This is a genomic window from Salinivibrio sp. IB872 (assembly GCF_001995345.1).
Classification (GTDB): Bacteria; Pseudomonadota; Gammaproteobacteria; order Enterobacterales; family Vibrionaceae; genus Salinivibrio; species Salinivibrio proteolyticus.
The window spans coordinates 12,765-38,171 of record NZ_MUFO01000031.1 but is presented as its reverse complement, the minus strand read 5'-3'; the positions used below and the strand labels follow the sequence as shown (position 1 = coordinate 38,171).

Genomic DNA, 25,407 nt, shown 5'->3' with positions numbered 1-25,407 from the left:
GGTGATCTGTTTAATCAACGGCGTTAGCAGTCCATCTTTCCCGTTGAGGCCCTGTCCAGATTGCAGTGCCTTAGCAAAAGCTTGAATATCAATTTCGTATTTGTCGGACATTGATGTATCACTCCCTGTTGAGGGTTAACTATAGGAGTGACACAGACTTTTGAACACTACCACTATTTGGGTTGAGGCAGGTTATATCCGCTTTAAAGGCTTAACCACGCTTTCTAAGCCTTCAACTTTTAATGCTAAGCACAATTGCATCAGCTCCCCGAGCTCGCCGTCGGGGAATTCTGCTTTGTTTTGAAACCACAGTAAGTATTCTTCAGGCAGATCAATCAATACACGGCCTGCGTATTTGCCAAACGGCATACGCATATTGGCCAATTTAATCAGTTGCTCTTTGTCCATGAAGCATTCCTTGTCGATTACGCTGTGGCTTGTTGGGGGTTCTCTCGCTGCTGAGCAATCATTTCGAGCAACATAGTTTCACGTACCAGCGATTGCCCGGCTTTGTCGCTGTTTGCCATCACCGCTTTGTTGTGCGCGATCGCGTGAGACAAATTCACCCACACAGCCCGCATGCCGTTATGGATCTCGTAGTGCTCAAACGTGGGAGTACCCAGCTCTCGATCGACTTGGCAGTAGAAGCAGTAAGAAAACATGTGCATCACATCGGCACCGTCACGATACCAAGGGCGATATTCTTCAAAGCAGCCAAACGGGCGAATATCACGAATATGTTGGGCACCCGTTTCTTCTTGTAGTTCGCGGATCATCCCCTGCTCTGCGGTTTTCCGACATCCAGATATCGTGAAGCGACTCTTTCATTCTTGGCTGAACAGACTTAGGTACTTTGTTCAACACATTCGCGGTCTTGTGTACCCAACAGCGCTGATGACGAGTGGTCGGCCAGTGTTTGGCGGCAGCATTCCAAAAGCCCAGCGCACCGTCACCAATCGCGAGTTCAGGCGCGCAGGTCATGCCCTGTGAAGTCAGTTGCGACAAAGCTTCAAGCCAACTGGCCTCTGACTCTCGGTACCCGTCAACAACCGCCAACACTTCCTTGCGGCCTGTGTCATCGACACCAATAATAACCAGCAGGCAAAGCTTGTCATCCATGCGTACTTTGCTGTAAACGCCATCAGCCCAGATATAGACATACCGCCGTTTACTCAGGTCTCTTTTTCGCCACTGGTCGTATTCCGCTTCCCATTGTTGCTTGAGGCGAGAAACACTATTTGCTGACAACCCCACGGCTTGCTTTCCGTCAGCTTGAAGCGATGCAAACTGCGCTAGCAAGGCTTGGACTTCCGCTTCTATGGCTTGAGCCAACAACTGCTGCGCGCCTTGTTTCAGCAGTTCATTGAGCGGGTTGTCTGGTTTATGAAGCTCAGTAACGTTATGATTGTTGTCCATGCGGTGTACTCCTTGTTGGTTGTTGATCTGGCGAGATCAATCAACAGGTTACACCGCATTCTTTTTTGCTTATACACCAGAAATCACTATAGCTCTCGCTTTCGTCGCGCCTCCCGCAGGCGCATGGATTGGAACGCGCTACGCGGCGGTAATTGAAACAATGGGTCAAGGTTCCCTCTCCTTTGTCGAAAGCACGGCTAATAGAATGATAGAAAGACACCTACATGCACACGTGCCAGCTCTGGTATGATAAGAAATAACCATCACAATGCAGGACCCAACGTTGGCACCGATCAAACCGGTTATCACACTGGCAATCATCATCGTTATCGCCCAAATTCCAGATATACACCAATTCATGGTGTGGGACCGAGCCGAAATTGAAGCCGGACAGTGGTGGCGGATTATTACTGGCAACCTCACACATACCAACATTAAGCACCTCGTGATCAATCTGGCTGGTCTCGCTGCGTTGTACGCGCTGCATGGGCGTCATTACGATGAACCGCTCATGATGCCGATCGCAGGTATGATGTTAATGATTGGGTTAGTGATGTTTTTAACGCCATTTGACTGGTATGCGGGGCTATCAGGCGTTTTATATGGCCTGTTTGCTTGGGGATGTGTTAAAGACATCACCAACAAATTCCCACCAGGGAAATTACTTTTAGCTGGGCTGGTGATTAAGCTGATATTTGATAGTGCAAACGTCGGAATGGGCATTACCGAGACATTAATCGAGGCTAATGTGGCACATCAAGCGCACTGGRCAGGGACGTTAGTTGGGGTTGTGTGTGCGATATTCTCATCACGTAAGAAAAAAACGTAGCACAGCACAGGTCGCTCATTCTATCAGGGTCGATTGGAATGTGCTCAGGCCACCTGAATCGTTCAATCATCGATATCATGGTGGCCTGAAAATTCGTCAATCTAATTGGCAAATACTGATACTATTTACCCGCTTTTGTGAACGGTGCCATGGCATTTAAAAACCGACGTCGCCATATAAAAAGCAATGCAAATAGCCCTAGCTCAATGCCAACGCTACCACCACCACCGTTGCTACGTTTCGCATGCTCAGCATCGATTTGCTCAATCAAATCATCGATTTCATCATCAATTAACTTTTGATGCTTAAAATTCGATAGCTTAACGTGACTATCTGCTTTATCGCTGTGTTTCGAATGCGTATATAYCATGCGAACTATATTGCGTGCTTCGAGTAGTTTGAGTTCCAGCGCTGCCTCTTTTATTGTCGATAGATCTTTAATATACAAGGTGTCTGTCTGTTCATTATTAACGTAAATTTTCAAGTTATCTAATATAGTATTTGAATCAATCGCGTAGATAAAACTCAGCTCGCCTCGTGGCAGATCTTCGAGGACCAACTCAGACACATTTCCTTTTTCTAGGTTTAGGGCGCTTCTTAAATACTGCCCTTCCACTCGCCAAGGGTGATCATTCGTATGTGCTTTATGCTCAGGCAATGTGCTAAGGTAATTTTTAACACTGAGGTCGACGCTTTGTAAGGTGTGATAATCTAACTGACTGAACACCTTACCTGAATGAAAGTCAGCTGATTCGATCTCGAGCATCACACTGCCTTTCTGATAAGCTAATAAGGCAAAATTCGCCGTAATTTGACATTGTTGTTCAGGAGCTAAACTGTCGCCACAGGTGTTGTCTGTTATATACCCAAGCCCATTTCTGCCATCTACTTTTACTTTGGGATTGTTAAGTTCAATGAATTCATCAGAGATATTGGTAAATGAAAATGTGTGTGAATAGTTGCCTAGAGGTACAATACCAAGATCATTACGCCGACGGTATGAAAGCCCTCTTGTATTATCTTCTATCCATTCTTTATAGTGACTGATTTTGGTATACACGCCTGGGTTTATGCCACATTTATAACCCCAACTCACGATCCCCATTTGTCTGAGCCCGTCATTACTGTCATAAAATAGTGGTCCGCCACTATCTCCCATACAGGTATCTTTATTCATCTCACCCGCACAGAAGACACCGTCACCCAGTGTTTTGAATCCTTCATGCGCTGACTTACATTGCGCCATTGGAACGAAAGGCAATTGAACTTCATGAAGTACGGTCGGTTGGTCACTACCTCGGCCTTCCTTATACTGACGGTAACCAAACCCAATAGCGGTGAGAAACTGATTACTGTCTAACTCGTTAAAATTAGTTTCATTACCCAGCATCGCCGATTGCTGATTCATCGCCTTCGTTAACTCTAAGATAGCGATATCATGACCTGCACTCACATGGCCAGGCTGATAGTCAGGATGCATATAAATATGACGAACCTGAGCGCGAGGTGACGCAGACAAATCATTCATGTCATAAGCGTTAAGAATGACGTCGAAGTTTTGTGGTTTTTCATTGACTAGGCAATGGGCAGCCGTTAATACATAGCGCTCTGCAATCAAACTACCACCACAAAAAGGTGAGTTTTTATTCACACGTGTCAAAGCGGCCATATAGGGCCAAGCATCGGGGTGTGATTCCTTCCCACCGATGATCTTAGCTGTCAGCTCAGAGTCCATTCCAGAAGCCATTAAAGGAGAAGATGCAAGCAGTATTGCGCCTGATACTGCCGATAAAAGGGTGTGCTTCATAGATACCTCAAAATAACCACTTTACAAGTGGGAACGTTACCAAAAAAGAGCGTGCAAATAGTCCCTCCTTGTTTGAACCGCAACAATGTTGCTCAACGGTTCAGTCAACAAGTTTGATGCGTTCACGTCTCAATCAGAAAGAGGTCGAAAAGTAACCCGTTATCGTTCAAAAAGTGGCCGCAGGCTCGCTCCAGGCGCAGTAAGATATAGCGATATGATCATTTGGTCAACAAATATTGACCACAAATCTATCCAAGTAGCCTTAATAAAAAAAATAACCACGAAAACAGTGCCTTAAAGCAACATGATTTAAGGCACTGTTTGCTCGATTCAGTGTACCTTCTCTGACTGATCGGCATGAGGCCACGAGAGAAAGATAATTTTGATACGATGATGCGGGGCACAGACGCATGAATTCACAACGACCATTGGTGAGAAAGCAAGCATTCAAAAATTATGGTTGGTTTTTTAAAGGCTTAACCACGCTTTCTAAGCCTTCAATTTTTAATGCTAAGCACAATTGCATCAGCTCCCCGAGCTCGCCGTCGGGGAATTCTGCTTTGTTTTGAAACCACAGTAAGTATTCTTCAGGCAGATCAATCAATACACGGCCTGCGTATTTGCCAAACGGCATGGGCATGTTGGCCAATTTAATCAGTTGCGCTTTGTCCATGAAGCATTCCTTGTCGATTACGCTGTGGCTTGTTGGGGGTTCTCACGCTGCTGAGCAATCATTTCAAGCAACATAGTTTCACGTACCAGCGATTGCCCGGCTTTGTCACTGTTTGCCATCACCGCTTTGTTGTGCGCGATCGCGTGAGACAAATTCACCCACACAGGCCGCATGCCGTTATGGATTTCGTAGTGCTCAAACGTGGGAGTACCAAGCTCTCGATCAACTTGGCAGTAGAAGCAGTAAGAAAACATGTGCATCACATCGGCGCCATCGCGATACCAAGGGCGGTATTCTTCAAAACAGCCAAACGGGCGAATATCACGAATATGTTGTGCACCCGTTTCTTCTTGTAGCTCGCGGATCATCCCCTGCTCTGCGGTTTCACCCTCGTCAATACCGCCACCGGGTAACGAATAATCATCATAGCGTGCGGTGTACATCAAAAGGATCTCATCCCCTTGCAGCGCAATCGCGCGGGCCGCATGGCGTGTGATAATGGTTTTGTTGTCGAGCGGTAACACGCGCTCATCGGTGTGTTGGGCGATAATCTGCATAAAGAACTCAGGCAATACGAAAGCAAAGCGCGCGAGTATAACACACTCGCACGATTCGCCGCAGCGCGTTGCAAACCGCGAGCGCCGTTACGCCAAGGCGGTGCCTTCTTCCCGAACCCATTGCTCTTTGCTATCCAGCGTGGTGCTAAAAAACCCGTATGGACGAATTTATCGACATTATTGACAGACTCGCCCGTGCAAGTAAGGTTAATCCTGTGACGACGCGAGACCTTTTGCGTATACTGCCCGCCCTTACCGATTAAGACAGAGAGATCATCATGAGAGTTTGTGCTGTTGATTTAAAAGCCAATGAAGCGAACATTGTATTGCTAGACAGCGACAACGGCTTGTTTTCTGTGCCTGAGTGCCGCGCAAAAAAGATCACCGTTGCCAAGCCTGAAGCACAAGAAAGCATCCAACACTTTCATCGCACCATGAGCAAGCTGGTCGAAGACTATCAGGTAGAAAAGATTGTGATCCGCGAGCGCCCAACCAAAGGCAAATTTGCCGGTAGCAGTGCTGGATTCAAGCTAGAAGCCGCGTTGCAGCTAATTGAGGGAATCGATGCTGAGGTGCTGCCAAGCAGCGTAATGAAGCAAACCCTAAAACGTCACCCTGTTGATGTGAGCTTAAAAGAACTCGGCCTTAAGCAGTTCCAAGAACAAGCATTTTTAACCGCTTGCGCGTATTGTAATCAGCACACCCACTAATTAAGTGACAACCACAAGGATGTGTTATGAGCCAAATCACTTATGCATCACCATTCGGTGAGTTAACCTTAACCGCGAATCGCGACGGACTCACCGGGTTGTATTTGCCTAAACGCGCACCGCAACCCGTTAATGCATCGTCTCACTCCGCCCAACGGGTACTGGATGAAGCATGTCGTCAGCTGGATGGTTACTTTAATGGCACGCGCCAACAATTCTCTTTGCCCCTCGTCCCACAAGGCACGCCCTTTCAGCAACGGGTATGGCAAGCGCTACAAGCGATTCCGTATGGGCAAACGGCCAGCTATCAGACCATTTCCACCGCTATTGGTAACCCAAAAGCCAACCAAGCGGTAGGCGGCGCGAATGGCAAGAATCCGATATCTATCATCATTCCTTGCCACCGTATTATTGGTCGCCAAGGGCAGCTGATTGGCTACGGGGGCGGTCTTGCGGCCAAACAAGCCTTGTTGATATGGGAAGCAACCGGCGAATGGCCAACCACGCTCCCCACGCCGCAAAGTGGTAAAGAAAAAGCCTTTGTCGCTTAGCTACGCTGCTAACGCTTTTATCAGTCGCTCTGGGGTAAGTTTAAAACCGCAGTGCAGGTAAAAGCTTTGCGCATCGGCTTTGTGATAACTCGGGACCACTTCAATCTGATCGCATCCTCTTGCCAATAAACAGGTCTCCGCAGCACTGAGTAACTGGCGGCCGAGGGTCATGTCCCGAAAGTGTTCATCCACCATAATGGTGCTGATACGCCCTACATGGTTGGATTTATCCAGTTGTAAGATCACGTTGAATGCCACCACGCCTGCCACCAACCCACAAAGCTCGGCGACCAAGACGTTGGCATCCTCTGCATTAATCAAATCGGTGAGCGTTTTCTTCATTTGACGCCACGGAAGTGGGTCAGGCTGACAGCGCTCACACAAGGCGCAAATCGCATCGATATCGTGAAGGGTTGCCTGTCGAATCATGGTGTCTTCCTTGGTTGCCGAAGATAAGTCTCTAACATTTGCGATGGGCTAGGCCGTTGCATGGTAGCCCAGCCCCAAAACGATAAAGCGACGATTACTGTGCCTGTGCCATTTGCCCACCTTTCACGCGTGAAAGGGTGACGCGACGGTCAAAGAAAAAGCCTTCATTGTCGGCTTGGTCGGCCAATGGCTGGCTGTCTCCATACGCAACCGTATCTAGCTGCGCAGGATCGACTCCCACTGATACCAAGTAGTCATAAACCGCTTGCACACGTTGCTCTGACAGCGCTTGGTTATAGGCTTTGCGACCCCGAGGGTCGGCATATCCGGCCAATTGCCATTGCGCATCCGGCATTTGCTGGATAAACCCTGCCAGCTCATCAAGCTGAATCATAAAATGGGGTTCAATGTCAGCCGAGCTGGTTCGAAACTGAATATTCATCGCTAAGTCGATATCCTCGATAGAATGTTGCTCGGTGCGCAAGCGGGCAAGCTCTAATTGAGCTTCGTTGTATTTTTGCGTAACAAGACTCAGCTGCTCATTTTTCGCATTCATCGTTTCAATCGTATCTTGCTGCTCCGTCGCAAGTGTTTCGAAGCTCGCGTTTTGCCCCATCACGGTGCCGATAATCGCTCCCGCGACTGCGCCGACCGGTCCGGCCACTAACGCGCCRGCCACCGCGCCGCTGCCCATACCGATCAATTCTGGTTTTTTGTCTCGCTCAACATGTGTGGCGGCCATCCCTTGTGGGGTTGCCACGACAAACATAGAAACCGCGAATACAGAGTGTGTGAGTGCTTTTTTGATATCCATAATGTCCTCGAAAGTGTGTTTGTTGTGCCGTGCTGGCGATGAGGACATTAAAACAAGCCGATCAGGCATTTTGTGGGAGCAAAAATGGCAATGTGGCGATCAATTGTGGCAAAAAAATGGCAATTGCGCGGATTCCAGCAAAAGGGGTTTTCTCTGCGCTGAGTTTGGGTATAGTCACTGCAACACTCGTTACCTATCCCGTACCATGAAGCAGATAGCAATTGTTGAAGATGAAGCCGCCATTCGCGATAACTATGCCGATGTGATTCGTCGCCAAGGCTATCAGGTCAATACCTACGCCGATCGTCCATCCGCCCAAACCGCTTTTGAGCAACGTCTACCCGATTTAGCCATTATCGACATTGGTCTGGGGAATGAAATTGACGGCGGCTTTGCGCTATGCCAAGCCCTACGCGCGATGTCTGCAACAGTGCCGATTATCTTCTTAACCGCTCGGGATAGTGACATTGACACAGTGGTGGGGCTGCGAATGGGCGCCGATGATTACTTGACCAAAGACGTCTCACTGCCTCACCTGATGGCTCGCATTGCCGCCTTGTTTCGCCGCAGTGATCTCTTGGCCCAAGCGCCGGCTAGCCAAGTAAAAAGTTTGCATTGCGGCCCGCTGAATCTTGATTTGGATCGGATGCGCGTTTACTGGCATGACACCTTGATCGATCTCACTGTGACCGAGTTTTGGATGGTCCATGCCTTGGTTAAACGTCCGGGCCACGTCAAAAGCCGTCAAGCATTAATGGATGAAGCGCACGCGGTGGTGGACGACAGCACCATTACCTCGCACGTGAAACGGATCCGTAAAAAGTTTCTCGCCGTCGATAGCCAATTTAATTGCATTAGCACCGTCTATGGCATGGGGTATCGCTGGGATGAGGAACACCCATGAGCCTGAGTCGACTGCGTCGTTATGGCTTAAAAGGACGTCGCTGGGTGCGAGAAGGGCTGGCCGGGATCCGCACCAAGATTGTAATTCTCTCGAGTTTCCTACTGCTGCTGCCCTATTTGGGCTACCAGTACGTGTGGGAAATGGAAAGTGTTTTACGCCAAGGCCAAGAGCAGACGCTAATGGGCACCGCTCGGGCCTTTGCGATGGGGATGAACGATCGCCCCAGCTTATTTACCCAGCATGCCCCACCCTCTGCCTTAGAGCCGGGCAAAGACTTACATGCATTTCGCTTAACCCAGCCTATTCGCTTAGATGGCAACTTAGAGGATTGGCAACCCTATCGCCACCATCAGCGCCTTTATCAACGCAACGGACTGATCTTTAGCCAAGGTGCATACAACAGTGACACGCTTTCTTTGGCGATCATGAGTGGCAGCACCGACACTGCGGTGTATTTCGCGCTCGATATTATCGATAGCACTCCTGCCACGCCGCAAGCGACAGGCGATATCGACAGTCAAGATCATCTCATATTGGCACTCACCTCACCGCAAGGGGCGTTTTATCGCGTCGCCATCGGACAAGCGCGTGATTCTGACAATGCAAAAATCATCCATCTCGATAACGGTCTTGCCGACAATGCCACCGGCGTAAATATCGAAGGCCCGCCCCAACCACTTCCCATTGCCGCTAAGTGGCGCGCCACCGAGCAAGGCTACCAAGTTGAGATCAAACTGCCAGCGGCGTGGGTCGGCCAGCAGCTCGGCATCGCTTACTACGATGTGGACGATAGTTTTAACCGCGGTCTACGCGCGATCATTGGCACCGCATCAACACGTTCGGCGGCAACGCTGGGCAGCTTTATGATGCCCTCGGCACCCATTCAAGCATTAATTGAGCGAATGAATAATGGCGCCTCCAGTGTATGGGTGGTTGATCAACACAGTCGCGTGCTAGCAAAAGCGGGTGACATCCAAACTTCCACCGGTGTCTGGCAACCTCGCCAAGCGATCCCAGAGCAGCAAGGTGTCATGGATTGGATAACACAAACGCTGCTACGCCCTTGGTACGATAAACTGCTTGTGACCCCGCCTGAGCATTTTGTCGATGCGATGCAACAAGCCTCAATTTATAAGGGCGTACAGGCGCAACAAGCCTTACAAGGGCGGCCTTACGCTAGTTGGCGCAGCTCAGATGACAACCAAGCGATGATCTTAACCGCAGCCTACCCGATTTGGTTGGACGGTAAAGTAGCGGGGGCCGTGATTGTTGAAGAGACCACCAACGGGATCCGTAGCCTGCGTAATGAGGCCCTCGAAACCCTCTTTTCCGTGATGCTCGCGGTGATTTGTACCGGCGTGCTCTTGCTGCTGTTATTCGGCTCGCATATCGCCAAACGTCTGCGTCGCCTCCAAAAAGAAGCTAATCATGCTATCGATAGCCAAGGGCGCGTCACGGGCACAATCACACCGGCAACCAGCCACGATGAAATCGGCTTATTAACCCAAACCATCACCGACATGGTTGGCCGCATTGCTGGCTATAACCAGTATCTTGAAAAAATGTCATCTCGCTTATCCCATGAGCTGAGAACGCCCATTGCGGTAGTGCGATCGTCATTGGAAAACATGGCGTATACGCAAGCGGATCCTGACCAGCTCACCTACATCAACCGCGCCCAAGACGGGGTGCAACGCCTTGCGGGGATCTTATCGACCTTAACCGAAGCCACACGCCTTGAACAAAGCTTTGATAATGCCGATAAAGAGCCGGTGAATCTCAATGCACTGATAGAAGGCTGCGGGCAAGGCTACCAACTAGCGTATCCGGATCATCGGTTTAACATCACGCTACCAGTGCAAACCGTTCGAGTATTCGCTGTGCCCGACTACCTCGCGCAGTTATTGGATAAGCTCGTGTCCAACGCGGTTGAGTTTGATGATGGCGCCACCCCGATTGATCTTGCGCTGAGCCTTGACCCTGAGCATATTACTATCACAGTAAGTAACGCCGGGCCGCTACTGCCCGAACATATGCGTGATCAGCTATTCCAATCGATGGTTAGCGTGCGGTCAGAGTCGCATAAATCGGACAAACCGCATCTTGGTTTAGGCCTTTACATTGCGCGTCTGATTGCAGACTTTCACCAAGCGACACTCGTGGCTAGCAATCGCGCCAGCCAAGATGGCGTGACAATGTCACTTATATGGCCAAGTTCGCAGCAGCTTGGCGAGGATTGATCTTCCCCTTTATCGTGTCAATACTGAGGGTTCACTGACAGGGAGAGCTAACATGATTGACTTTTATTCAGCCGCCACACCCAATGGCTACAAAGTCGCGATCGCCTTGGAAGAAATGGGGCTGCCGTATCAATTGCATGCACTCGATTTAATGGCGAACGAACAGAAACAACCGGAATTTCTGGCGATTAACCCCAACGGTCGTATTCCTGCCATTATCGATCAGGACAACGACAATTTTGCCGTGTTTGAGTCCGGTGCCATTTTGCTCTATCTCGCGGAAAAGACGGGGCAGTTTCTCCCGTCAGACCCTAAAGCGCGCTCGCAAACTATCCAGTGGCTCATGTTTCAAATGGGTGGGGTTGGGCCCATGATGGGCCAAGCGAACGTGTTTTACCGCTATTTCCCAGAGAAAATCCCAGCGGCAATCGAACGCTATCAAAAAGAGGGGCGACGCTTACTCGAAGTGGTTGATGGCCAGTTGCAAAAACATCCGTTCCTTGCCGGCGACGAATACACCATTGCCGATATGGCCACCTGGCCTTGGGCGCGCATTCATGAATGGAGCGGCATTGATATTTCGGGCCTTGATGCTTTAAAAGCGTGGCTAGATACGCTAGCGGCAAGGCCTGCCTGCCAAAAGGCGTTACTCACGCCCGCCCCCTCTGACGCGACAGATGAAGAGCGTGCCAAACAAATTCGCGGCATGGTCACACGCTAGGCTGRGCGGTATACTAGACGGGCAGGCACATCATTGGCCTGCCCTTTTTGTTCTGTCTATGCTGTCGAGGTTTTGTCGTGTTAACGCCCTGTATTGGTTTGTGCCGCCGTGAAGAAGATGTTTGTGTAGGGTGCAAGCGTACCCTCGATGAAATCATTGCGTGGGGCAAAATGACCGACGATCAGCGCGCCGCGATTATGGCTGAGCTCCCACAGCGTCCTGACCCAAAACCGCCTGAGCCCATTCGCCCCTCACGAAACCCGTTCAAACGACGATTCAGCTGATGCCACCAGTGGTTTACGGTATTCAATAATCACTTGGTTACCTTCGTAGTACACTGCTTCAATGTCGCCGTCGACAATGACTTTACTGGTTACCAACACATCTTGGTACGCTTGTTCGCGCTCACGCAGGCTGGGTAAGATTTTGTTGGGCTCAACGCCCATCGCTTGACAAAATGCGAACACAAAACGGCTGTCGAGTGTGGCATTGCCATGAATACAACGTGAAAAGGTAAGATGGCTGACTTCTAAGCGTTTTGCCATTTCAATTTGCGTGATCCGTGCTTTGGCTTTGTACGACATCCACGTGTCGTAGAGGGCTTGTCGATCCTCTTGGTTAAACGTCATCCTAGTGTCCAATCGAAAAAAAGAGCATTGGCTGCAAGGGTAACAAGCCACGACCGACGAATGTCAGCCTGCCGTTAAGCGCGAGTTAATCTTGCCGTGTGGCATCGACTTCGCTAGGATCGCGGCTACGCGCCCAAACACAAGAGCCCCCTATGGACATTAATTTGGCGAACCTGCCTGCCGATGAAAAACAAAAAATAGAACTCGACAAACAAGCCGCCTACGCAGTTTGGAAAGTGGTCAACAACAAAGCAGAATCGAGCCTATTCGAGCAAGAAGCGCATGCGCTGGCTGAATGGCAGCGGGACTTCTACCTCGAATGCGTCGAAAAGTATCGAGCCCAACCCGACGCCTTCATCATTCCCGAACAAGACCCCCCTGTCAGCTGATCCTCTCGCGCCTATTAAGGCGCGTTTACACAAAGTGCTCCGCACGGATAAAAGTGACCAACTTTAAACCAGTTATTCTCTCTGCCAATAAATCACCTGTTTAAAACAGCATGGGTGTCTGTGTTTTTTGACACCTTCAGTGCACGAGTGACGCCAAATTGTCATACACTTTTTTGTCATTTCGACTAGCTAAATCCACCAACCCGCTCTACTGTTATTCTTATCAAAAAGCATTCATTATTTGGCGAGTTGCCGAACATTTAACTAACTTTAAAACGGTGTTGGCTGGGTGACTCCGCGGTAACCATAATAAAAACCGCATAGAAAAGCGGACAGTGTACGATTACCGCCTGTAGGAAGCACCCTTACTTTTTAGACAGACAAGCGTTAGCTCAGTAAGGGGTAAAAACTATGACGTTGGGGTTTAAATCACGCATTATGGTGGGGGTCGGTCTGTTGGTGACCGTCTCTCTTGTGGTGTTGGGAACACTCAATACGCTCTCGCTACGAGAGAAAATGATTGAGTCTCTCACCACACAAACACAAAACAAACTTGATCACCATGTTACAGAGTTAGAGCAGTTGGTTACCTCGCAACTCTCCGCTATTGAAAAAGGTGCAAATCACTTCACAACGGGCCTCACCGCACAAGAAAACGTGGCGCAAGTGAGGATGCTGGCAGACACCGCCGGTATCGCCAATGTGATCATGACGTATGAAACCGGTGATTCGTTTATGTCGAATCATTCGGGCGATGGTGTGACCACCAACCAATATAACTTCCGCGATCGCGACTGGTATCGGCAAGTCAAAGCCGATCAAGCCATTCACTTAACCGGTATTTATACCGACAAAGTGACCGGCGGTAAGGTGATCAGCGCGGTCGCCCCCGTGTTTGAAAATGGCCGCTTCATCGGCGCGTTGCTTGGTGACATTCCACTGGAAAGCGTGATCACTCAGGTAAGCAACATGCGCTTTGCCGGTGGTGCCGCGACACTGACCGATCAAAACGCAGTCTTTTTTGCCAGTGATGATCCGAACGATATCGGCAAAACGCCCTCTCAGGTCAGTGCCACCTTCAGTGATATGGAAAACATGTTCCGCACCGATGAGCGAGGTCACTTGAGCTTTCCCTATATGGGCATTAATTTTGATGGCTATTTCCAGCGCGTTAACCTCACGGAAAATCGCTATTGGACGCTGATGGTTTTTGTGGATCAGCAAACGGCGTTGGCAGACATTCGCAGTGCTAAAATTGAATCTTTAGTGACGGGGATCATCCTGCTGGCGCTGAGCTTGGCAGCGATCTATCTGATCATCAATTACTCATACCGTCCACTGATCAAATTGAAACAAGCGGTGTTAGATCTCTCCAAAGGGAGCGGCGATCTCACCGCACGACTTGAGGTCAATGGCAACGATGATTTGGCCCAAATCAGCCGCGGCTTTAATACCTTTGTCGAAAACCTGCAAAATATGATGCTGAAGGTCTCCCAAGCCAGTCAAATGATTTCGAGCAACATCACTCAGCTGTCGCAAAACACCCAAGAAAACGAGTCTGTTCTCGAGGCGCACTCGGCAGAAACCGAACAAGTGGTGACCGCGATTACTGAGATGAGTGAAAGTGCACGCAGTATTGCTCATAACGTCTCGCAATCGAATGACATCACAGAATCGGCCAGTAAAGAAGCCAGTCAATCGCTTGAAGTGGTCGATAATGCCGTCGTCACCGTGAGTGCACTGGTAGATGAAGTGGAAGATATGTCAGCCCGAATCACCAGCATGAACCAGGATGCAAACAAAATCAGCGACGTGCTCAATGTGATCGGGGAAATTTCCGAGCAAACCAACCTGCTTGCCCTTAACGCCGCGATTGAAGCCGCGCGGGCCGGTGAGCAAGGCCGTGGGTTCGCGGTGGTTGCCGATGAAGTTCGTGCCCTCGCCGCGCGCACGCAAAGCAGCACGACCGAAATCTCAGATATGCTGACTGCCCTCCTTGATGGCACATCGAGCGTGGTTGAGGCGATGGGAAAAACCAAAGAGCAGTGTCAAAGCACGGCGGATAAGACGTCGGAAGTCTCAAACAGCCTGACCATCATGAGCGCATCCGTACGTGAAATTGATGATGTCAGTACCCAAATCGCAACCGCGACCGAAGAACAAAGTGCCGTAGCGGAGGAGTTGAGTAAAAACATGCTCTCGATTCGCGACATGGTGAGCAGCTTAGTCGAGAGCGGCAAGCAAACCGTTTCCGCGACCGACTCATTATCACAATCGAATCAAGAGCTTGATCGCTTAGTGTCCAATTTTAAACTGCAGTAGTTTTACACGGAGTCCGTTTCAAGCGGCACAAGCACCCTTACGCTTTATTCGGTTGTTGTTATCGTCAGGCAGGGCCCCCTGCCTGACTTCGCAGTTGGAGATGTAGTTATGTCTAGTGCCCACCCCGACGGCTATGCCGTCACCCCCACGTTCGCTAAACATTACCAAACCATGCGGGCGCATTTTTTTAACCGAGACCCGAACCGCTGGCCCATTTATCGTACCCCGGGTTTAGCCCAGTGGCTCGAGCAAGGCATGCTCCCTGCACCAACGTCACCCGATATACATTTGCTTGAGCAACAACATGTGCCAAGCCACAGCGATCTGAGTCATCATATTTTTCCGCCGCTTGCTTTACACGCGGCAACACACTCCAAAGATTGGACTGCACCGCAAGCGGTCGAAAATGTGATTACCGCACCCTGCGACCCTGCCATTCATGGCGCACTACTGGCTACTTTGGCCAATCCAAACTTGGTGTATAGCGAATACGCGGGGTTGTCGGTAGAGCTTGAGCAAACTATCGTCCGCCAAGTCGCCAACTTGATTGGTTATGATGACCAACGCGCCACGGGGCTTTTTACCCAAGGTGGCACCTTTGGCAACCTCTACGGTTACTTGCTTGGGCTGAGAAAACAGTTTCCGCTGTCCGGTCAGCGAGGTCTGCAAGGGCAAGACTTTCGGATGATTAACTCATTAGCCGGTCACTACTCCAACATGACGAACCTCGGCCTGTTAGGGACAGATATTCCTAATCAAGTGCTTCGCGTCAAAGTCGATGCGCGTAACCGCATGGATTTGGATGATTTTGCCTACACCTTAAACGGCTGTTTGGCGCAAGGGCTAGCGGTTCCTACCATCTTGCTCACCTTTGGGACCACTGACACCTTTGCAATTGAGGACATTGAACGCGTGTATCAGATCCGAGAGCGTGCTTGCCAGCAATATCAAGTCGACAGCAAGCCTCATATTCATGTGGATGCGGCCGTCGGTTGGCCACTGATCATGTTCAATGATTACGACTTTAACGACAATCCGCTCGGCATTAACAGCGTGACCGCGCAAAAGCTCGCTGCCTTGCTCCCGCGGATCCGCGGTCTGCGCTATGCCGATTCCATCACGATCGATTTCCAAAAATGGGGGTTTGTCCCTTATACCTCCAGTTTGGTGATGTTCAAAAATAGCGACGATATGGAGTGCCTCAAACAAGATCCTCACTATTTCTCCTATTTTGAAGCGAGCAAAACCACCCATACCCATCTGCAATCCACCATTGAGTGTTCTCGCGGTGCAGCGGGGGCTTATGGTGCTTACTGTGCGCTTAATATGCTGGGCAAGCGAGGCTATCAGACCATGATTGCGCATGGCTTACAAAACGCGGAGTATCTGAAGGGACGATTGAGCGATTTACCTTATTGCAAGGTGGTCGCGAGAGATAACTTGGGGCCCACGGTGGCCTTTCGCCTGTATCACCCCGCTGATGACCTCGATGTAGATACCCTGTTCGAGCGTGAACAAAAACTCCACCAATTGGGGGCGCGTATCGACAGTATTACCCAACACAGTTTATTTCACCGCCAGCACTTTTTGGCTCGGCAAGGTCGAAAACTTCATACCAATTGGGTTGAATCCATTGCCCATACGGAGTTCGACACCGATGGCCAGTGCTTGTTTATTCCCGGCGAAAAAGTCGTGTTCCTTAATCCGTATACCGAGCAGCGCCATATCGGTGAATTTGTTGACACCTTAATGGCAACGGAGACTGAACAGCCCGCCTGATCGCGGGCTTACCAACGCCAAAAGTGCGGCATAAACAGGGCCAAAACGGTGAAATACTCCAAACGGCCTAAAATCATTGCGGCGTTCAGGAACCAAATACCGGTGTCACTCACCGGCTGGAAGTTGCTGCCAACCTCACCAAAACCTGGGCCCAATACATTGATACACGCGACGACCGCGGTAAATGCAGACCAAAAGTCGAGACCTGTCATCATCATTAACAAGGTGAAAACACCCGTGGTCAGCGCAGCCAGCGACATAAACGCCATAACTGCTTGCGTCACGTCGTTGGATACGACTTTGTCCTGATAGCGAATAGGCAGCATCGCTGAGGGATGAATCAATTGGTGCAGCTGGCGACGAATAATTTTAAACGTGATGATATCGCGAATAATTTTATTCCCGCCAGCGGTCGAGCCAGAGCAGCCGCCCAAATAGGCACAGAACACCAAGAACAGTCCGGTGGCCGCAGGCCAAGAGCTTAAATCAGCAGCACCGAACCCCGTGCTGGTAATAAAAGACACCACATGAAACGCAGCAAAGCTTAGAGAAACCCATACCGATTCATAGCGTGTCTCACCGTATAAATACAATCCCAACATCACGGATAAGCAAGCAACGACAATGAGAAAGACCCGTGACTCTTCATCGTCGAAATACAAACGCACACCCCGCCAACCGATGCGAAAAATACGAAAGTGCAAACCGAAGTTGATCGCGCCAAGCAGCATAAAGACATTGGAAATCATCAACATCAAATGGCTTTGAAAGTGCCACATACTGGCATCATGGGTCGAGAAGCCACCAGTTGAAACGGTTGAGAAACTATGGGCAATGGCATCGTAAGCACTCATCCCCGCCAAATAATACGCAAGGGCACACGCTAGCGTGATCACCACATACACGCCCCATAAATAGTGGGCCGTTTTAGAGATCCGCGGGGACAATTTCTCGTCTTTGATGGGGCCGGGGGTTTCTGCTTTTAACAGCCGCATCCCGCCCACGTTCAACATGGGAAGCACCGCGACCACAAAGATAACCACACCAAGTCCGCCCATCCATTGTAAAAATTGGCGATACAACAAGAATGAGGCGGGCATGTCATCTAGCCCACTGAGTATGGTGGCACCGGCGGTACTAAGTGCACTGATCGACTCAAAGGTGGCATCCGAAAAATTCACCCCAGTCACCAGTTTAATCGGGATCCCACCCAATATACCGACCAAAATCCACGTAAAGGTCGAAAACAATAAGGCATCACGGAAGGTGACTTGGCTTAACTTACTTTTACGAAATAGCCAAGAGATAACCAAAGAGGCCATCATCATCAGTAAAGAGGGATAAAAAAACTGTGTCGACACATGATCGCGAAATAGGAATAGCGACAGAAGTCCAAACACAAATTGAACAATACCCATCCATAAAACAGGCATGCCCAATAGACGCAGTGTGTTTTGAAAGTTAATCATGACATGGGAAACTCATCATTAACGCGCCAGTGGCCTGCAAGTCCTTCGAACCACTCGCGTTATCACGCCATTAAAGGCGACAACGGTAAAAGTGCACATTAAACCGCGCACCGTTAAAAGTATATAGCTGGCACATCGGGAATGTCCCACAATGCCACAGGCATATCAGCGTCGTTAATACCCTGCCAACAAGGCATTACGTCGCAGACATGGATCAAAAAAGCCGGGCATTGCTACCCGGCTTTCTATTATTTACTGCGCTTGGCGACGCTCACCGCGGAATGAGCCGCGATCATTGCCACGGTCACGGTTAAAGCGACGTTCACCACGACCACGGTTATCACGGTCTTGACGACCACGGCCACCGCCATTGCGATCGCTTGGGCGACGGTCACGGATCACATTGCCTTCAACGCGTTGTGCGTTGGTTTCTTTCTGGCGAATACGTAGCTTTTGAAGCTGCGCAAAGACTTCTTTTGGCATGGTCTTAGGCAACTGTACGTAAGTGTGTCCCGGTGCCAGTTTGATCGCACCAATGTTGTTTTTGTCTAGACCTAGCTCGTTGGCAATCGCGCCCACGATGTCTTTAACTTGTACGCCTTGCTCACGACCCACGCTTAACTGATAGGTATCCCAATCTGCAGGGTTGGTTTCGCGGCGGTCACGACCATTTTGGCGATCATCACGACGACGCTCACGACGTTGGCTTTCACGTTCCATAGCCGCAATCATTGGATCAGGGCCTTTGTAGAACAATGGACGCTTGCCTTGCTGACGCTGAAGTAACATCGCCGCTAAGGTAGTCGCATCAACTTCGATGTCGTTTTGTAGCTGTTCAATCAAGCTGACGAAAGGTGCGATTGAGTCAGCATCTTTTTTCTCAGCCAGTTCGCTAGCCAAACGGGCCACACGAGATTCCGCTACTTTATCGCGGTTCGGCAACTGGATTTCGTCCATGCGCGTCTGAGTGACACGCTCAATGGTACGCAGCATACGCATCTGGTTGGTACGTACCAACAAGATCGCTTTACCTGCACGTCCAGCACGACCAGTACGACCAATGCGGTGAATGTAAGATTCAACATCAAACGGAATGTCATAGTTAAAGACATGGGTGATACGTGGCACATCAAGACCACGCGCAACAACGTCAGTTGCTACCAAAATATCAATCACGCCACGTTTGATGTGGTCAACCGTACGCTCACGTTGAGATTGTGGAATATCACCGTGCAGCGCAGCGGCTTTAAAGCCACGTGCAGACAACCAGTCCGCAAGACGCTCGGTATCTTGACGAGTACGAACGAACACAATCGATGCGTCTGTGTCTTGCGTTTCCAAAAGACGGCTCATCGCTTCGTCTTTTTCTACGCCTTTCACGACCCAGAATTGTTGCTCAACTTTCTCAACCGTACGGTTGCTTCCAGCAACATCGATGCGAGCAGGCTTACGCAAGAAACGATCAACGATTTGTTTAACGATTGGAGGCATGGTGGCAGAGAACAACACGCGTTGTGCCGACTCTGGTGCTTGCTCCATGATCCAAGTGACGTCGTCTACGAAGCCCATTTTGAGCATTTCGTCAGCTTCGTCGAGAATAAAGGTATGTACTTCATCCAGCTTCAAACGATCGCGGTTAATCAAATCTTTCACACGACCTGGGGTACCCACGACAATGTGCGCGCCGCTTTTCAGCGCCTTCATTTGATCAACGATCGAAGCACCACCATAGATCTCAAGAATTTTGAGGCCTTTGATGTTTTGCGCCAAGGTTTTCATCTCAGCAGCAACCTGAATGGCCAACTCGCGAGTCGGCGCCATCACGATGGCTTGAGGTTTATGCTGGCTTAAATCAACTTTGTTCAACAGCGGCAAAGAAAACGCCGCGGTTTTGCCCGTCCCCGTCTGCGCTTTACCTAGCGCATCACGGCCCTCTAGCAGCACAGGAATAGACGCAGCCTGAATCGGTGTTGGCGATTCAAAGCCCATAGCGTCAAGTGCAGATAAAAGGGTGTCGGCCAGATCTAACTGGCGAAATTTGGTTACAGATTCTTGCATTGGGATCCCAATCTATGAGTGTAGCGAAACGGGGCCCCTTCAGCGTTCTGCTCAACCAGCTACACTGCTCTTTCACAGTGTAAGTCACCAGCGCCACGGGCCTCGGTAATTAAGGGTGTGCATTCTGCGCTATTCAGGCGAAAAAAGCCAGAAAAAGTTGAACAACTTCACAAATTTTGCCGCTTTCGCGCACTCATGTGGCACATTGTTTATCTCGCATACAATCCCTGTATGGTTACGCATCAACCGATTACTGGCGATTCACTCGGATCCACGCCTTACCACACCATCGATAGCAATTTCCGGTCACGGGTTGGTTTTGCGTGACCGAATACGTATAGTGTGGCGATTCGAAAACCGAGACCGATGTTATGTTTCAAGACAATCCCCTGCTAGCGCAACTTAAGCAACAGATCCAAGAAACCCTGCCCAAGAAAGAGGGAACGGTGAAAGCCACTGAAAAAGGCTTTGGCTTTTTAGAAGTGGACGATAAAACCAGCCTCTTTATTCCACCACCGTATATGAAGAAAGTGATGCACGGTGATCGTGTTGAAGCCTTCGTTCGCACAGAAAAAGAGCGTGAGGTCGCAGAGCCGGATGCCTTGATTGAGCAAAGCATTGACCGCTTTATTGGTCGCGTTCAGTGGATTCGTAACCGTCTCAATATTGTCCCGGATCATCCGCAAATCAAAGATGCTATCCGTGCCAAAACCCAGCGCGGCTTATCGCAAGACGAACTCAAAGATGGCGACTGGGTTGTCGCATCCCTGATCCGTCACCCACTCAAAGGCGACGACAACTTCTTCTGCCAAGTCAGTGAAAAAATCACCGATGCCAATGACAAGATTGCGCCTTGGTGGGTCACGCTAGCAAAACATAACTTACCAAACCAAGAGCCTGCGCCTAAAGAAGCATGGGCGATGTTGGAGCAAGGTTTAGAGCGCCGCGATCTGACCGCGCTCCCCTTCGTGACCATTGATAGCGAATCGACCAAAGATATGGACGATGCGTTATATGTAAAAGCCAACGAGCAAGGCGGCTTTACCATGACAGTCGCGATTGCCGATCCGACTGCGTATATCGATGCGGATGACGACCTTGACCAAGTGGCCCGCAGCCGCGGCTTTACAATTTACTTGCCCGGTCGCAATATCCCAATGTTGCCTCGCGATCTGAGTGACGATTTGTGTTCACTACGTGCGCACGAAAAACGTCCGGCGCTTTGCTGTACCTTCAATATCGCTGCCGATGGCACCATTGCCGATGACGCCGAGTTTTTCTCTGCATGGATCCAATCACACGGCCAGCTAGCCTACGACAAGGTGTCTGACTACATCGAGCAAGGTGAACAAGCAGCTTGGCAGCCAGAGAGCAGCGACATCGCGGATCAAATCCATCAGTTGCATCAGTTTGCACGTGCTCGCATTGAGTGGCGTGAAACGCATGCGGTGACCTTCCCCGATCGTCCAGACTATCGCTTTGAACTCAGCGAAGATAACGATGTGATCGCGATTCATACTGACGCGCGCCGTATCGCTAACCGTATCGTTGAAGAGGCGATGATCAGCGCTAACATTTGTGCGGGTCGCAAACTGCGTGAATCGTTCGGTTTCGGTATTTTTAATACTCACGCAGGCTTTAACAGTGACAAGCTGAACGATGTGGTCGAGTTGGTCAAAGCCCATGAAGGAGAAGCCGATAGCGAAAGTTTGGCAACCGTTGAAGGCTTTAGCGCATTGCGTCGTTGGTTAAACAGCCTCGACAGCACGTATCTCGACAACCGCCTGCGTCGTTTCCAAGCGTACAGTGAAATTGGTCATGAGCCTGCTCCTCACTACGCGATGGGCCTTGATGTCTACGCTACATGGACATCGCCTATCCGTAAGTACGGCGATATGATTAACCACCGCTTACTCAAAGCGATCATTCGCGGCGAAACCGAAGCTAATGCCCCTGCGGATACGGTCGGTGAAGAACTGGCTGGTCATCGCAAACACCACCGCATGGCCGAGCGCGATGTCGCTGATTGGCTGTACGTCCGTTTGTTGAAGCCAGAAGTGGAAGCACAAACCCGTTACACAGCGGAAATCTTTGATATTAACCGCGCGGGTATGCGTGTTCGCCTACTCGAAAATGGTGCACCGGCGTTTATTCCATCGTCGCTGATCATCGATAACAAAACCCGCATTGCCTGTGATAAAGAAACTGGCACAGTGACCATTGATGGCAACGTTGAGTTTAAGCTTGGCGACAGCCTAGAAGTGGTGATTGCGGATATCAAAGAATCCACGCGCTCCATTGTGGCAAAACCAACCCAAGTGTTTGCGCTGCCTGAGCAAGCGAAAGACGAATAATCTCGCCCTCTTTCTTGTGGCTCTCTACGGCGAGTCCACTCCCCTTCAAAGCCAAGCCTTACCGCTTGGCTTTTTTATTGGGCGTCTTGCGCCGAAAGTGATAAGTTGGTTATTAGTTTTGCGCTATCTAATGGCAAGGCGCCAAGGTCATCGAGCCACAATCCCATCGATAACAAGCTTTGACGGCGCATCGGCAGGAAAAAGCACAAGGCTGGTCACAGTCTGTTTGTTTAAGGCCCTGAATTTGGCACCCTTTCACCATGCGCAAACTATGATAGCTAAAACACAAGCATTGATTTTTCACACTTGCCACGCAGTATATAAGGTGTCATGGGGCTGTTACATTCACCGTTAGCACGTTTGGGCGTGCCGCTACTTATCTTCCTTGTTTTTGCTGCCGGTTATCACCCGTTGCTGGCCTCGCTCTCGCCATACCTAAACTTACTCTATGCCGCGCCCTTCTATTTATTATTTACTGCCCTGCTATTAAGTCACTTGTTCAAGAGTGCGCGTGTTGGCATGACTGTGGTGATATTGCTTATTAGCTACACCGTCATTTTAACCCGGCTGCAATCACCACTGACTGACGGCACAACCTATTTGGAATATGTCCTTCTAGTCGTATTGTTGCCGATTAATTTGCTCTATATTCGCATCACCCGCGATAGGAAGCTGACCTCGCTGTATGGCTTGTTATTTTTTGCCGCTATGGCACTCGAGATTGGCTGGGGCGCGCTGTTAGTGATGCAATATGGTGAATTGGCGACCTGGCTGTACCAACATCCAGTGTTTGTGCGTACCCCCGCCTTTAGCCCATTGCCCCTGCTTTTGATCGTGATGCTACTGATTGCGCTGTGTATGGCCGCAATACGTGTTTTACATAAAAACAGTGTCGATGATCATGCCACCTTTATCGCGCTCACCTGTACATCGGTCACGGTGATCTTTTTTGATATGGCCTATGTGTCATCATTTAGTTTTGCCATTGCCGGCTTACTCCTTATTGCCAACCAAGTCGCGTTTAGTCATCAATTGGCCTTTTTAGATGGTTTAACCGCCATTCCAAGTCGTCGGGCATTGCAAGATGAGTTAAAGCACCTCGGTCGCCGTCACACTATCGCCATGCTCGATGTGGATCACTTCAAGCGCTTTAACGACACCTATGGCCATGAAACCGGTGACGATGTATTAAAACTGGTGGCGAGTTTGCTGTCACAATGCGAGGGTGGCGCAAGCGCTTTCCGCTACGGCGGGGAAGAATTTACTCTTTTATTCAAAGGAAAAACCACCGATCAATGCCTGCCTTTTCTTGACGCATTGCGAGAGGATATTGCCCAGTACCCATTGGTACTTCGTGAAGAAAACCGTCCCACCAACCCGAGTGAAGGCAAGCAAAAACGAGGACAGAAAAAAGATAGCGCAACCGTTCATGTGACTGTCAGTATCGGCTTCGCCGATGCCTCGCAAGCCAGCCAACCGGATGAAGTGTTGCAACTGGCCGATCAAGCGCTGTATAAAGCTAAACAGGCGGGAAGAAACTGTATTCGAGGAAGCGAATGATAAAGCTAGGGTTAGTGTGTACCTTCATCCTGTTGCTAAGCGCATGTAGCAGCTCACCATCGGATCCGGACTCAAGCACAACGCCCGTCTCCTCGGCTCACTCACATTCCGCAAGCAGCCAAGCATTGCACTACGCACTGACCCAGCACTACCAGCAATGGCAAGGCACACCTTATCGTTGGGGAGGCACCTCACGCCAAGGCATCGACTGCTCGGCTTATACCCAGCGCGTTTATCGTGATGCGTTATCCACGCCCTTACCGCGCACAACCCATGGCCAAGCAAAGGGCGGCTATCCGATTGATTATCAGGATGCCCAATTGGGCGATTTAGTTTTCTTCCACATTCGCCCCGGCTTGCGCCATGTTGGTATCTATCTCGGCAACCAGCAATTTATGCATGCGTCTACATCACAAGGAGTGACAGTGTCACGCCTCGATAACCCTTATTGGCAAGCGCGCTTCTGGCAATTCCGTCGTTATTTCTGAGGCGAGGCTTTTACCGAGTCAGCCAGTTCGCAACAGGGTTGATAGCGCGGACACGTGACAACATGATCATTGACCATGCCAAGCGCTTGCATCAGCGAATAACAAATGGTCTCGCCCACAAACTTAAAGCCACGCTTTTTCAAAAAGCGACTCATGGCACGGGACTCGTCGGTCGCAGTGGCGACATCGGCATCCGATTGGTGGTGGTTAACAATCGGTACACCGTCAGTAAACTGCCAAAGTGCCTTCGCCAAGGATCCATACTCTTCCACCAGCGTCACCGCCGCTTTCGCATTGGTAAACACAGACGCCACTTTCAAGCGATTACGGACAATCTCGTGGTTGGCCATGATCTCAGCAATATTCGGCTCAGCCACGTTTGCAAGTTGATAGAAATCGAAATCAGAAAAAGCGGCGCGATACGCGGAACGCTTTTCTAAAATCAGCCGCCAACTTAATCCTGCTTGCGCGCCCTCTAAGCAAATGAACTCAAAGATCGCTTGATCATCAAATGTCGGCACGCCCCACTCGGTATCGTGATAATGCCGCTCCGACTCACTCTGCTGTGCCCATTGGCAAGGTTCCATGACAATTTCCCTCAAAGTTGGTTGCATGATGGTAATGCATTTGTTCCGATTGTCCGCGATTTTGTTGTTCATGCCACGAAATCAGCGAGTTAACTCCGTATAAATCTGTCGATTTCGTTAA

The 25,407-nt window shown here is 50.0% G+C and carries 23 protein-coding genes and 2 pseudogenes; 13 read left to right on the top strand and 12 right to left on the bottom strand.

Annotation, left to right across the window (positions count from 1 at the left end; translation table 11 throughout):
• Positions 1-192 precede the first annotated feature (192 nt).
• The 3 genes and pseudogenes from BZJ18_RS12525 to BZJ18_RS12515 all read right to left on the bottom strand — a co-directional run.
• On the bottom strand, positions 193-408 hold the full coding sequence (locus tag BZJ18_RS12525) for a DUF3820 family protein (RefSeq protein WP_077457216.1): 216 nt from the start codon (positions 406-408) through the stop codon (positions 193-195).
• Positions 409-425: 17 nt separating this feature from the next.
• Positions 426-779 (bottom strand): annotated as a pseudogene (locus BZJ18_RS12520) (NUDIX hydrolase); the annotation flags it as partial.
• A 7-nt stretch (positions 780-786) separates the two neighbouring features.
• Positions 787-1,416, bottom strand: a pseudogene (locus tag BZJ18_RS12515) (IS256 family transposase); the annotation flags it as partial.
• Positions 1,417-1,699: 283 nt separating this feature from the next.
• Between BZJ18_RS12515 and rrtA the strand changes: the two are divergent.
• Positions 1,700-2,245, top strand: a complete 546-nt coding sequence (rrtA, locus tag BZJ18_RS12510) for a rhombosortase (RefSeq protein ID WP_241824965.1) — start codon at positions 1,700-1,702, stop codon at positions 2,243-2,245.
• 121 nt (positions 2,246-2,366) lie between these two features.
• Here rrtA and BZJ18_RS12505 read toward each other — a convergent pair whose 3' ends face one another.
• The 3 genes from BZJ18_RS12505 to BZJ18_RS12495 all read right to left on the bottom strand — a co-directional run bounded on the left by BZJ18_RS12505 (position 2,367) and on the right by BZJ18_RS12495 (position 5,282).
• Positions 2,367-4,052 (bottom strand): serine protease, encoded by a 1,686-nt coding sequence (locus BZJ18_RS12505; RefSeq protein ID WP_077457210.1) that lies wholly within the window; start codon positions 4,050-4,052, stop codon positions 2,367-2,369.
• Positions 4,053-4,506: 454 nt separating this feature from the next.
• Positions 4,507-4,725 carry a DUF3820 family protein gene (locus tag BZJ18_RS12500; protein WP_077457208.1) on the bottom strand — a complete coding sequence of 73 codons (219 nt, stop codon included), beginning with the start codon at positions 4,723-4,725 and terminating at the stop codon, positions 4,507-4,509.
• A 17-nt stretch (positions 4,726-4,742) separates the two neighbouring features.
• Positions 4,743-5,282, bottom strand: coding sequence for an NUDIX hydrolase (locus BZJ18_RS12495; protein WP_077457206.1), 540 nt, complete (start codon positions 5,280-5,282; stop codon positions 4,743-4,745).
• Positions 5,283-5,560: 278 nt separating this feature from the next.
• Between BZJ18_RS12495 and BZJ18_RS12490 the strand changes: the two genes are divergently transcribed.
• Together BZJ18_RS12490 and BZJ18_RS12485 are read left to right on the top strand one after the other, a co-directional pair.
• On the top strand, positions 5,561-5,992 hold the full coding sequence (locus tag BZJ18_RS12490; RefSeq protein ID WP_077457204.1) for a DUF3010 family protein: 432 nt from the start codon (positions 5,561-5,563) through the stop codon (positions 5,990-5,992).
• Between the two features lie 26 nt (positions 5,993-6,018).
• Positions 6,019-6,543 carry a methylated-DNA--[protein]-cysteine S-methyltransferase gene (locus BZJ18_RS12485; RefSeq protein ID WP_077457202.1) on the top strand — a complete coding sequence of 175 codons (525 nt, stop codon included), beginning with the start codon at positions 6,019-6,021 and terminating at the stop codon, positions 6,541-6,543.
• Here BZJ18_RS12485 and BZJ18_RS12480 read toward each other — a convergent pair whose 3' ends face one another.
• Both BZJ18_RS12480 and pdsO read right to left on the bottom strand, forming a co-directional pair.
• On the bottom strand, positions 6,544-6,972 hold the full coding sequence (locus BZJ18_RS12480) for a GNAT family N-acetyltransferase (RefSeq protein WP_077457200.1): 429 nt from the start codon (positions 6,970-6,972) through the stop codon (positions 6,544-6,546). It abuts the gene before it with no gap.
• A 94-nt stretch (positions 6,973-7,066) separates the two neighbouring features.
• A complete protein-coding gene (gene pdsO, locus BZJ18_RS12475) occupies positions 7,067-7,786 on the bottom strand; it encodes a sortase-associated OmpA-like protein PdsO (protein ID WP_069588711.1) in 720 nt (239 codons plus the stop codon).
• A gap of 205 nt (positions 7,787-7,991) precedes the next feature.
• On the opposite strand from pdsO, the gene pdsR reads away from it, so the two are divergent.
• From pdsR to BZJ18_RS17795, 4 genes are all read left to right on the top strand, one after another.
• On the top strand, positions 7,992-8,690 hold the full coding sequence (gene pdsR, locus BZJ18_RS12470) for a proteobacterial dedicated sortase system response regulator (protein WP_069588746.1): 699 nt from the start codon (positions 7,992-7,994) through the stop codon (positions 8,688-8,690).
• On the top strand, positions 8,687-10,930 hold the full coding sequence (gene pdsS, locus BZJ18_RS12465; RefSeq protein ID WP_108743150.1) for a proteobacterial dedicated sortase system histidine kinase: 2,244 nt from the start codon (positions 8,687-8,689) through the stop codon (positions 10,928-10,930). Before pdsR ends, pdsS begins: the two co-directional genes overlap by 4 nt.
• 52 nt (positions 10,931-10,982) lie before the next feature.
• Positions 10,983-11,651: a glutathione S-transferase family protein gene (locus tag BZJ18_RS12460; protein WP_069588713.1), complete on the top strand. Its 669-nt coding sequence runs from the start codon at positions 10,983-10,985 to the stop codon at positions 11,649-11,651.
• Between the two features lie 77 nt (positions 11,652-11,728).
• Positions 11,729-11,935, top strand: a complete 207-nt coding sequence (locus BZJ18_RS17795) for a DUF1289 domain-containing protein (protein ID WP_198532242.1) — start codon at positions 11,729-11,731, stop codon at positions 11,933-11,935.
• Here the strand turns inward: BZJ18_RS17795 and BZJ18_RS12450 are convergent.
• Positions 11,903-12,280, bottom strand: coding sequence for a helix-turn-helix domain-containing protein (locus BZJ18_RS12450; RefSeq protein ID WP_077457194.1), 378 nt, complete (start codon positions 12,278-12,280; stop codon positions 11,903-11,905). The genes BZJ18_RS17795 and BZJ18_RS12450 overlap by 33 nt on opposite strands.
• Before the next feature lie 152 nt (positions 12,281-12,432).
• Between BZJ18_RS12450 and BZJ18_RS12445 the strand changes: the two genes are divergently transcribed.
• The 3 genes from BZJ18_RS12445 to BZJ18_RS12435 all read left to right on the top strand — a co-directional run bounded on the left by BZJ18_RS12445 (position 12,433) and on the right by BZJ18_RS12435 (position 16,770).
• Entirely contained in the window at positions 12,433-12,669 is a 237-nt protein-coding gene (locus BZJ18_RS12445) for a DUF3283 family protein (RefSeq protein ID WP_077457192.1), read from the top strand.
• A gap of 411 nt (positions 12,670-13,080) precedes the next feature.
• The gene (locus BZJ18_RS12440) at positions 13,081-14,991 is read left to right on the top strand and encodes a methyl-accepting chemotaxis protein (protein ID WP_077457190.1); all 1,911 of its coding nucleotides are present in this window, start codon (positions 13,081-13,083) and stop codon (positions 14,989-14,991) included.
• Positions 14,992-15,099: 108 nt separating this feature from the next.
• Positions 15,100-16,770 (top strand): pyridoxal phosphate-dependent decarboxylase family protein, encoded by a 1,671-nt coding sequence (locus tag BZJ18_RS12435; RefSeq protein ID WP_077457188.1) that lies wholly within the window; start codon positions 15,100-15,102, stop codon positions 16,768-16,770.
• A gap of 8 nt (positions 16,771-16,778) precedes the next feature.
• On the opposite strand, the gene BZJ18_RS12430 is transcribed toward BZJ18_RS12435, so the two are convergent.
• Positions 16,779-18,239, bottom strand: coding sequence for a TrkH family potassium uptake protein (locus tag BZJ18_RS12430; protein ID WP_077457186.1), 1,461 nt, complete (start codon positions 18,237-18,239; stop codon positions 16,779-16,781).
• Positions 18,240-18,491: 252 nt separating this feature from the next.
• Positions 18,492-20,297, bottom strand: a complete 1,806-nt coding sequence (locus tag BZJ18_RS12425; protein ID WP_077457184.1) for a DEAD/DEAH box helicase — start codon at positions 20,295-20,297, stop codon at positions 18,492-18,494.
• A gap of 371 nt (positions 20,298-20,668) precedes the next feature.
• On the opposite strand from BZJ18_RS12425, the gene BZJ18_RS12420 reads away from it, so the two are divergent.
• The 3 genes from BZJ18_RS12420 (at position 20,669) to BZJ18_RS12410 (ending at position 24,699) form a co-directional block, all read left to right on the top strand.
• Positions 20,669-22,651 carry an exoribonuclease II gene (locus BZJ18_RS12420; RefSeq protein ID WP_077457182.1) on the top strand — a complete coding sequence of 661 codons (1,983 nt, stop codon included), beginning with the start codon at positions 20,669-20,671 and terminating at the stop codon, positions 22,649-22,651.
• A gap of 330 nt (positions 22,652-22,981) precedes the next feature.
• On the top strand, positions 22,982-24,211 hold the full coding sequence (locus BZJ18_RS12415) for a GGDEF domain-containing protein (protein WP_077457180.1): 1,230 nt from the start codon (positions 22,982-22,984) through the stop codon (positions 24,209-24,211).
• Positions 24,208-24,699: a C40 family peptidase gene (locus BZJ18_RS12410; RefSeq protein WP_077457178.1), complete on the top strand. Its 492-nt coding sequence runs from the start codon at positions 24,208-24,210 to the stop codon at positions 24,697-24,699. The genes BZJ18_RS12415 and BZJ18_RS12410 overlap by 4 nt, the downstream gene beginning before the upstream one ends.
• Here the strand turns inward: BZJ18_RS12410 and BZJ18_RS12405 are convergent.
• A complete protein-coding gene (locus BZJ18_RS12405; protein ID WP_069588730.1) occupies positions 24,690-25,286 on the bottom strand; it encodes a DNA-3-methyladenine glycosylase I in 597 nt (198 codons plus the stop codon). The two genes, BZJ18_RS12410 and BZJ18_RS12405, sit on opposite strands and share 10 nt — an antisense overlap.
• Positions 25,287-25,407 lie beyond the last annotated feature (121 nt).